The sequence below is a fragment of the Roseovarius halophilus (ex Wu et al. 2025) genome (genome assembly GCF_047086965.1).
In genome coordinates, this window is the sequence record NZ_JBKOTX010000213.1 from 1 (window position 1) to 8,155 (window position 8,155).

Genomic DNA, 8,155 nt, shown 5'->3' on the forward strand with positions numbered 1-8,155 from the left:
GAGGCAGGCGGTCAGCAGGTAGCCGCCTGTCGGCGCCTCCCAGTCCAGCATTTCGCCGGCGGCGAAGGTGCCGGGGCGGTCACGCAGCATCAGGCGGTCGTCCAGCGCGTCGAACCGCAGCCCGCCGGCGGTCGATATCGCCTCGTCCAGCGGGCGGGGCCCGTCATGCGCGACCGGCAGCGCCTTGACCAGCGGGGCGAGGTCATCGGGCAGCGGGCGGCCGAATTCCATCAGCAGGGCCTGCCTGGCCGGGTCCAGCCCGAGCGTCTTGCGCAGGTGGTTGGGCAGGCTTGTCTTGCCACGGGGCCGGGCGAGCCGCTGTCGCAGCCGCTCAAGCGTCAGGTCCGGGGCCAGATCGAGCGTGAGCGGCGCGCCGTCGCGCACGGCTGCCGAGACGGCATAGATGCCGCCGCCTTCAAGCCCGCGTTCGGAGATCACGAACTCCCCCCGCGAGGCGAGCGGCCCGGCGACGAGCCGCGCGCCCTTGATGGGCTGTCCGTAGTGCCGTGGCATATGGGCCGACCAGCCCACGCGAAGCCCAGCATTGGCTGGGCGGAACGGCGCGGTGGCGCCCGGCAGGTGGCCCGCCCACGCGCCATCTGCCCCCAGCCGGGCCCAACTGGCCCCGCCGCAGGCCAGCACGGTGACGTCGGGCGTGATGACCTGCCCGCCATCCGGCGTGTCAAACACCACGTCGTTTCCCTGCCAGCCCTGCCAACGCCACCGGGTTTCGAGCGTGACGCCGCGCCGCGACAGCCGGGCAAGCCAGTGCCGCAGGAGCGGTGACGCCTTCATCGCCGTTGGAAAGACGCGGCCGGTCGAGCCGGTAAAGAGGGGTTCCCCGAGCGCCTCGGCCCAGTCGCACACGTCGGCGGGGCCAAGGGCGGCCAGCATCGGGCGCAGCCGGGGCGCGGCGGTTCCGAAGGCGGCAAGGAAATCGTCGAATTGCTCGGCCTTGGTGATGTTGAGCCCGGACTTCCCGGCCATCAGGAACTTGCGCGCCACCGACGGCTTGGCCTCGGCCACGGTGACGGGCAGACCGGCACGCGCCATTTCTTCGGCCGCCATGAGCCCGGCCGGCCCCGCGCCGATGACAAGCGCGCCGGTCATGCGCCGGGCCGCGGGGGAACGGGTGAAGGCCGGATCATGCGGTGCCTCTTGCCAAGTCGCGCGATACCGCCATTCTCTTGCCTGTAAGCAGCCGAAGGATCAAGCCATCGACACGGACGCCCACCCCGTTTGCCCGCTATGTGGCAGGCCCATCCCGCCGGATGCGCGGCAGAGCCTGCACCACCTCGTGCCGAAGCTGAAGGGCGGCAAGGGCGGCCTGACCGTGCTGTTGCACCAGATATGCCATAACGAGATCCACGCGACGCTGACCGAGGCGGAACTTGCGCGCGCCTATGACAGCATCGAGGCGCTGCGGGCGCATCCGCGGCTGGCGAAGTTCATCCGGTGGGTCGCCAAGCGCCCGCCGGGTTTTCATTCGAAGACACCGGGCCGGCGCCGCAAAAGGCCGTAGGGCGCGCGTGTTGTTGCCCGGTAACCGGCGCGGGCGTAGGCTTATCGCGCGGTGGTCACGGGGGATGTCAATGATACTGCGATTCGGCACGTTGGTTGCGGCGTTTCTGGCCATGGCGGTGACGGTCGCCGGGGCGGAAACGCGCGAGATATCCGGGACGGCGACCCATGCCGCGCGGATCGCGCTGCCGCCGGAGGCGGAAATCGCGGTGGAGGCGCGCGGCTTCAACGACACGAGCCTTGCTGTCATGCGCCGCCCGCTGGCGGGGGCACAGGTGCTGCTGCCCTTTGCCGTCGAGGTGCCGGTGAGGGTCGCAGCCGATCTGCGCGTGGCGGTGTTCGTAGGCGGGACGGCGCGCTGGGTCAGCGCGCCGGTGCCGGTGGCGCCCGGGGTCGCGGACGTGGCGCTGGGCGAGGTGACGCTGCGGCCCTACACCCCGCTGGGTTTCGCCAGCGATCTTGCCTGCGGCGACCGGCGGTTGCGGCTGGGTTTCGCCGGGGACAGGGCGCTGCTGGATACCGGGCAGGACGTGGTCGAGCTGGCGCAGGCGCGCGCCGCCTCGGGCGCGGCCTATGTCTCGGCCGACGGGGCGACGGCGGTGCGGACCAGGGGCGACCGGGCGATGATCGAGCTGCGGGGCGAGGCCCTGCCGGAATGCCGTATCGTGCCGCCGGCCGACGCGGGGCCGTGGCGTGCCCGGGGCAACGAGCCGGGTTGGACGCTGGAGCTGGACGGCAACAGGCTGACGCTGGTCGCGGGATACGGCGCGGAGAGGATCGAGGCGCGTCTGCCCGACCCCGTGATACGTGACGGCGCTTTCGTCTACGGCATCGATGCGCCGGCGTTGCGCCTGCGCGTGGCCGAGACGATCTGCCGGGACAGCATGACCGGCATGCCCCATCCCCAGACCGTGCGGATCGAGCGGCCGGGCCGGATCCTGCGCGGGTGCGGCGGGGCGCCAGTGTCGCTGCTGACCGGGGCGGCGTGGGTCGTGGAGGATATCGGCGGTTTGGGGCTGATCGATGCCAGCCGCGTGACGCTGCAGGTGCGCCCGGACGGCAGGATTGCCGGGCGGGGCGGCTGCAACCGGTATACGGGGCGGATGGACGTCGGCGGCGAAGGCGTGTCGGTCGGGCCGGTGGCGGCCACGCGGATGGCCTGCGCCGAGGCGCTGATGGCGCAGGAACAGCGTTTCTTCGATGCGCTGGGCCGCGTGCGGCGGTTCGACATCGACGCGACCGGCGCGCTGATCATGATGGCGGGTGGCGAGGTGGTGCTGCGGGCGCGGCGGTAACGCCGCGCGGCGCCGCGTCAGCCCCGGCACATGCCCTTGATCGTGGCCGCGTGGACCGGATCGGCAGCAAGCGTGTCGGCGGCAAGCTCGTGCACGGTATCAAGCAGCGCGTCGGGATCGGTCAGCCGGTCGAACAGCCCCCATGCCAGCGCGGTTTCGGCGTCGATCTTCTGACCCGCCATCAGGATCATCCGCGCGCGCGACGGCCCGACAAGCCGGGTCAGGCGCTGCGGGTCCGAAGGCTGCGGCAGGAAACCCAGCTTCATCACCGGGTAGAACGCCTTGGCCTGCGGCGCCGCGACGCGCAGGTCGCAGGCCAGCACCATGCCCATCGCTCCGCCGGCCACCGTGCCGTTGAGCGCGGCAATGCTCAGCCCCGGCAGCCCGGCGATGGCCGCGGACAGCCTTTCCCAGACGGGCGAGGTGGCCAGCCCGGCCTTGGCGGCCTCGAGGTCGGCGCCGGCCGAGAATACCTTGCCCGTGCCGGTCAGGACGAGGCAGCGCGCCTCGATCGCGGATTCGGCGATCTCGGCCAGCTCGGTCAGCATGTCCTCGGTGAGGGAGTTGGCCTTGTCCGGCCGGTCGATCGTGGCGGTCCACAGGCCGCCGTCCTTGTCCAGCCGGATCATGCGAGCCCCGCCCGTTGCCGGATGTCGGGATCGCGCAGCGAGATTTCCTGCCCCAGATAGCCGTCGGCGTCCGGCCCGCACATCCACAGGAGCGCGCGCGCCGGCCAGTCCGCCGGGATGTGGTCGGACCAGTCGAGCTGGCTGACCGGGTTGATGCCGCTGGCCTTGATCTCGTGCTGCATGTCGGTGGCCACGGTGCCGGGCGACAGCCCCATGATGCGCAGGCCGTCCTGCGCCGCTTCCTCGTGGGCGCAGCGGGTGAGCATGGCCGCCCCGGCCTTGGAGGCGCAGTAGTGGCTCCAGCCTTCGAGCGGGTTGTGCGCCGCGCCCGAGGAGATGGTGATGATCGTGCCCGCGCCCTGCGCCTGCATCACCGGCATCGCCGCGCGCATGCCGTGGAAGACGCCCTTGAGGTTGATGTCGATCACCTGACCCCACGCGGCCGGATCGACCGCGGAGAGCGGGGCGATGGGCTCGATCACGCCGGCATTTCCGATCAGCACGTCCAGCCCGCCGAACGCCTTGCGGCAGGCCTCGACGGCGCCGTCGACCTCCCAGTAGCGGGACACGTCGCAGGGCACGGCGACGGCCTGGTTGCCGATTTCACCGGCAAGTTCCGCGATGGCGTCCCCGTTGCGGGCGGCCAGCACGACATTGGCCCCCGCCGCGGCGAATGTCCGGGCCGCCGCCGCGCCGATCCCGCGACTTGCGCCGGTGATGAGTACCGTCTTTCCCTGCATGTCCGTCCCCCGGGGCTGTTTGCGACCTTGGTGGTAACGCGGGGCCGGAAAGATTTCCAGTGCTCTCCGCCCGATACGAGGTCCCCGATGGACGCCGGGTGCCGGGACATGGCCGGGTATCCTTGGGCGACCCGGTCAGGGGCGGTAGACAGGCCCGAAGCTGAGGGTCGATCAATTGCGTACCTGGCGCTGGCTTGCGCCGTCGGGAATGCGGGGACGTCCTGACCTGAGCTGTTTGGTCGCCTCCGGGTGATGTCCGACGTGGACAATGCCGCGGAACTGATGCCCAGGTTTGACAAATCGACGCCATGCCTTCCGAAGTGCTGAAAATCGGCCAATGTTGGGCCAAACCCCGCATGGAAAATTGCAGCGCAATGACTCAGTGTATTTTGGCGTCTTTGTTTCTTTCATCCATAGTTTCGCCGCATTTTACCGTCATTGGTTTCCCGCCGGAAGGTTTCTGCGAAAAAGTGCCCTGAATTAATCAAAACAAGCACTTTTGGCGGTATTGAAAAAAACGGTTGAGGTTGGGCTTGGCTTTTCAGGATGTCATAGACGACTACAGCAATGGTCATACCGGTACGATCAACACGCAAGACGGCACGGTCGGCTACACGATAATCGCGAATGTCGATACGATATCCCGCCCCAATACTAACGACGGCGCACAGGTCAGTGCCGACGGCAGCGAGACCGTGGAAGTGGCGTTTGACGATCCTGTCCGGGGCGTGTCGATTAAATTCGACCGAAGCAATCAGCCCGAAATCTACAAAATCAAGATCGACGGCGAAGAGGTCGATATTCAGGAACTGGTAGATAGCGGTGATGCAACATTCACCACTGTCATGGCGGGAACCGATCCGCCGCAGCCCGGCACGCATGTCATCGAGGATGGTGGCGTGACGAGCACCGGTTCATACGGCAATGGCAGCCTTGGCTTTCTGACAATGAATCGCGCGGTCGAAAACCTCGAGGTGTTTGGTACAGGCGGCACCGGCGGCAACTGGGATCTCATCGAGATCGGTATCGATTCGGTTTCGTCTGCGGTCGTTTGCTTTGTTGCCGATACCGAGCTTCAGACGCCGCAGGGGGACCGCAAGGTGTGCGAGCTTGAGGCGGGCGATCAGATTATCACCCAGACCGGCAAGTCCCGCACCATCGTCGCGACCAACGTGCGCCACGTGCGTGCGATCGAGCTCTACCGCGAACCCCGCCTTTTGCCGATCCGGATCGCGGCGGGTGCTTTGGGCGGTGGCGTGCCGGAGCGTGATCTCTTGGTCTCACGCCAGCACCGAATTCTGGTTGCCTCGCGGATCGCCCGGCGAATTTGCGGGCAAGAAGAGGTGTTGATCGCCGCCTTCCGCCTTGTCGGCCTCCCCGGGATCGAGATCGTACGCGCGATCGAGCCTGTCAGCTATCATCATATCATGCTGGACCGTCACGAGATCATTCTGGCCAATGGCGCGCCTGCCGAAACGCTTTTTGTAGGTTCGATGTCTGCCACGGTTTTGCGCGACCAACGGCAGGCAACATTGCCCGAGACCCATTTGGTCGGTGTTAGCCCTGCCATGATCCCGGCCAGGCCGTTTCAGACCGGCAAAAAAGCCAAAAAGATCATTGCGGCCCATAAGCGACATCAGCGCCCGTTGCTCGAAACCCGGCTTTGCATCAGCGCATGACTTTGCCCACCGGAACTTGGGGGCACAACGGCCAGTCCGCGCGGATCACATAAGACCTCAACCAGAACGTCTCCATGGCGCGGTGTCGTGATCCGGATAGTTGTGTCTTTGCAGTTGAAAGTCACCGAGCACAGGGCATCGCCGTGGCGGATTTCGAAACGCCCCTTCACCGCCCGGAAGTCTCCCGCGGCCTTTGTCCGACCGATCTGGCGCATCAGGGGGGCAGGTCGGGCAACATGCGTCAGGGGCAGGGCGCCGTATGGATTGTTTGCTTGACCCGGCCGCCATCTGCGCGGAAGCTGTGGATGACTTTCAATCGAGAAGGACGGGTCATGACCTTCGACAGGACATTTGCGCTGCCCGTGGCGGCACTGGGCGTTTTCATTTCGGGCTCGGCCGCCGTGGCCGAGGTGACGCCCGCGCAGGTATGGGGCGACTGGAAAGCCTACATGGCCGGGTTCGGCTACGCGGTGACCAGCGAGGAGGCCATGCAGGGCGACACGCTGAGCGTGACGGATATCCGGCTGGTCATGCAGGCGCCGGAGGAAGGCGACCGGGCGACGCTGAGTGTGGCCGAGATGCGATTTTCCGATAACGGCGACGGCACCGTTTCGGTCGCGATCCCGGATGGCGTGCCGATGGGGGTCGTGCTGGACTCCGAGGGTGAACAGGTGGAAATGGCGCTGGATTACAGCACGGACGCTTTCGAGATGACGGTGTCGGGCGACCCCGGCGCGATGCGCTACGACTATGCCGCGGACGCGATGACGCTGGGACTGGCGGAGCTGATCGTCGAGGGTGAGCCGGTTGATATCGGGCAGGCCGAGATGACGCTGGAGGCGCTGAGCGGCAGCACCGAGATGATGGTGGACGGGCTGCGGCGGTCTGTCCAGAACGTGCGCACGGGCACGGTGCGCTACCGCATCGACATGGCCGACCCGGAGGGCGAGGGCCGTCTGCGGGCGCAGGGCGGCGCGGAAAGCACGAACTTCGCCGGCACGTCCAGCCTGCCGCGCGACCTCGACACCCGCGACATGCCCGCGATGCTGGCTGCCGGGTTCGCCGTCGATGGCCGTTTTTCCTATGTCGGCGGGGCGAGCGAATACATGTTCGAGGAGGACGGCCAGAGCCTGCAGGGCCGCAACGCCTCGGAGAGCGGGCGCTTCAGCGTTGCCATGTCCGCGGATGGCCTGACCTATGATGTCGCCGCCGACGACCTGCAGATCGAGGCGATGAGCAGCGACCTGCCGTTCCCGGTGGGGCTGCAACTGGACGAGACCCGCTTCGGCCTGCAGATGCCCGTCGCGCAAAGCGAGGAAACGCAGGATTTCGCGCTGTCGCTGAAGCTCGGCGATTTCACGATGTCCGACTCGATCTGGAGCCTTTTCGACCCGCAGGGCAAGCTGCCGCATGATCCGGCCACGTTCCTCGTGGATGTTGCCGGCAAGGCGCGGCTGCTGGTTGACGTGATGGATGCGGAGGGTCTGGAGGATGTCGAGGACGGCGCCACCATGCCCGGTGATCTGGAGTCGCTGACGCTCAACGATCTGGTGCTGCGGGCCGTGGGCGCCGAGCTGAGCGGCACGGGTGCCTTCACCTTCGACAACAGCGATACCGAGACCTTCGAGGGGCTGCCGGCCCCGGACGGGAAGGTCGACCTGAAGCTGGTCGGCGGCAACGGGGTGCTGGACAGGCTGATCGACATGGGCCTGCTGCCCGAGGAACAGGCCACCAGCATGCGCATGATGATGGGCATGTTCGCCGTGCCCGGCGAGGGCGAGGATACGCTCGTCTCGACGATCGAGGTGCAGCCCGACGGCAAGATCACGGCAAACGGCCAGCGCCTGCGATAGTGCCCCGGCGGCGTGCTCCGCCCTGCTGTGACTTGCGCAGGGGGGCGGGGAAGCCTACCTGTCTTTGGCGACAGGAGGCAGGCGATGAGCGAAACGCTGGAAAAACTGACGGATGCGTTGCTGACGGCGGCGCGCGGTGCGGGCGCCGACGCGGCCGACGCGATGGCGGTATCGGGCCGCGCGGTGACGATCGACGTGCGCGCCGGTGAACTGGAACAGGCCGAGCGCGCCGAGGGCACCGACCTTGGATTGCGGGTGCTGGTGGGGCGGCGGCAGGCCTGTGTTTCGGCCTCGGATACCAGCCCCGAGACACTGGCCGCGCTGGCCGAGCGGGCGGTGGCGATGTGCTGGCCTTCGCTGCGCCTCTTGCCGCGTGGTGGTCGGCCATCCTGGCGTACAGCATTTTCTGGTGTGCCGATTGCGTGTTCCCGCAGGAAT

Annotated in this window: 8 protein-coding genes; 5 read left to right on the forward strand and 3 right to left on the reverse strand. The window is 67.6% G+C overall.

From position 1 onward, the window contains the following. Window positions 1-1,110, reverse strand: a 1,110-nt coding sequence (locus tag ACH107_RS27035) for a TIGR03862 family flavoprotein (RefSeq protein ID WP_412508765.1), incomplete at its 3' end; no start/stop codon positions are given. Between the two features lie 106 nt (window positions 1,111-1,216). Here ACH107_RS27035 and ACH107_RS27040 point away from each other — a divergent pair. Beyond that, window positions 1,217-1,522: an HNH endonuclease gene (locus ACH107_RS27040; protein WP_412508775.1), complete on the forward strand. Its 306-nt coding sequence runs from the start codon at window positions 1,217-1,219 to the stop codon at window positions 1,520-1,522. 70 nt (window positions 1,523-1,592) lie between these two features. Then, entirely contained in the window at window positions 1,593-2,816 is a 1,224-nt protein-coding gene (locus tag ACH107_RS27045) for an META domain-containing protein (RefSeq protein WP_412508766.1), read from the forward strand. A 17-nt stretch (window positions 2,817-2,833) separates the two neighbouring features. On the opposite strand, the gene ACH107_RS27050 is transcribed toward ACH107_RS27045, so the two are convergent. Further along, complete coding sequence (locus ACH107_RS27050) at window positions 2,834-3,445, reverse strand: enoyl-CoA hydratase/isomerase family protein (RefSeq protein WP_412508768.1); 612 nt, start codon at window positions 3,443-3,445, stop codon at window positions 2,834-2,836. Further along, complete coding sequence (locus ACH107_RS27055) at window positions 3,442-4,185, reverse strand: SDR family oxidoreductase (RefSeq protein WP_412508769.1); 744 nt, start codon at window positions 4,183-4,185, stop codon at window positions 3,442-3,444. Before ACH107_RS27055 ends, ACH107_RS27050 begins: the two co-directional genes overlap by 4 nt. Window positions 4,186-4,718: 533 nt before the next feature. Here ACH107_RS27055 and ACH107_RS27060 point away from each other — a divergent pair. From ACH107_RS27060 to ACH107_RS27070, 3 genes are all read left to right on the forward strand, one after another. Further along, window positions 4,719-5,864, forward strand: a complete 1,146-nt coding sequence (locus tag ACH107_RS27060; RefSeq protein ID WP_412508771.1) for a Hint domain-containing protein — start codon at window positions 4,719-4,721, stop codon at window positions 5,862-5,864. Window positions 5,865-6,196: 332 nt separating this feature from the next. Then, on the forward strand, window positions 6,197-7,717 hold the full coding sequence (locus ACH107_RS27065; protein WP_412508772.1) for a DUF2125 domain-containing protein: 1,521 nt from the start codon (window positions 6,197-6,199) through the stop codon (window positions 7,715-7,717). 84 nt (window positions 7,718-7,801) lie between these two features. Further along, window positions 7,802-8,155, forward strand: a 354-nt coding sequence (locus ACH107_RS27070) for a PmbA/TldA family metallopeptidase (RefSeq protein ID WP_412508773.1), incomplete at its 3' end; no start/stop codon positions are given.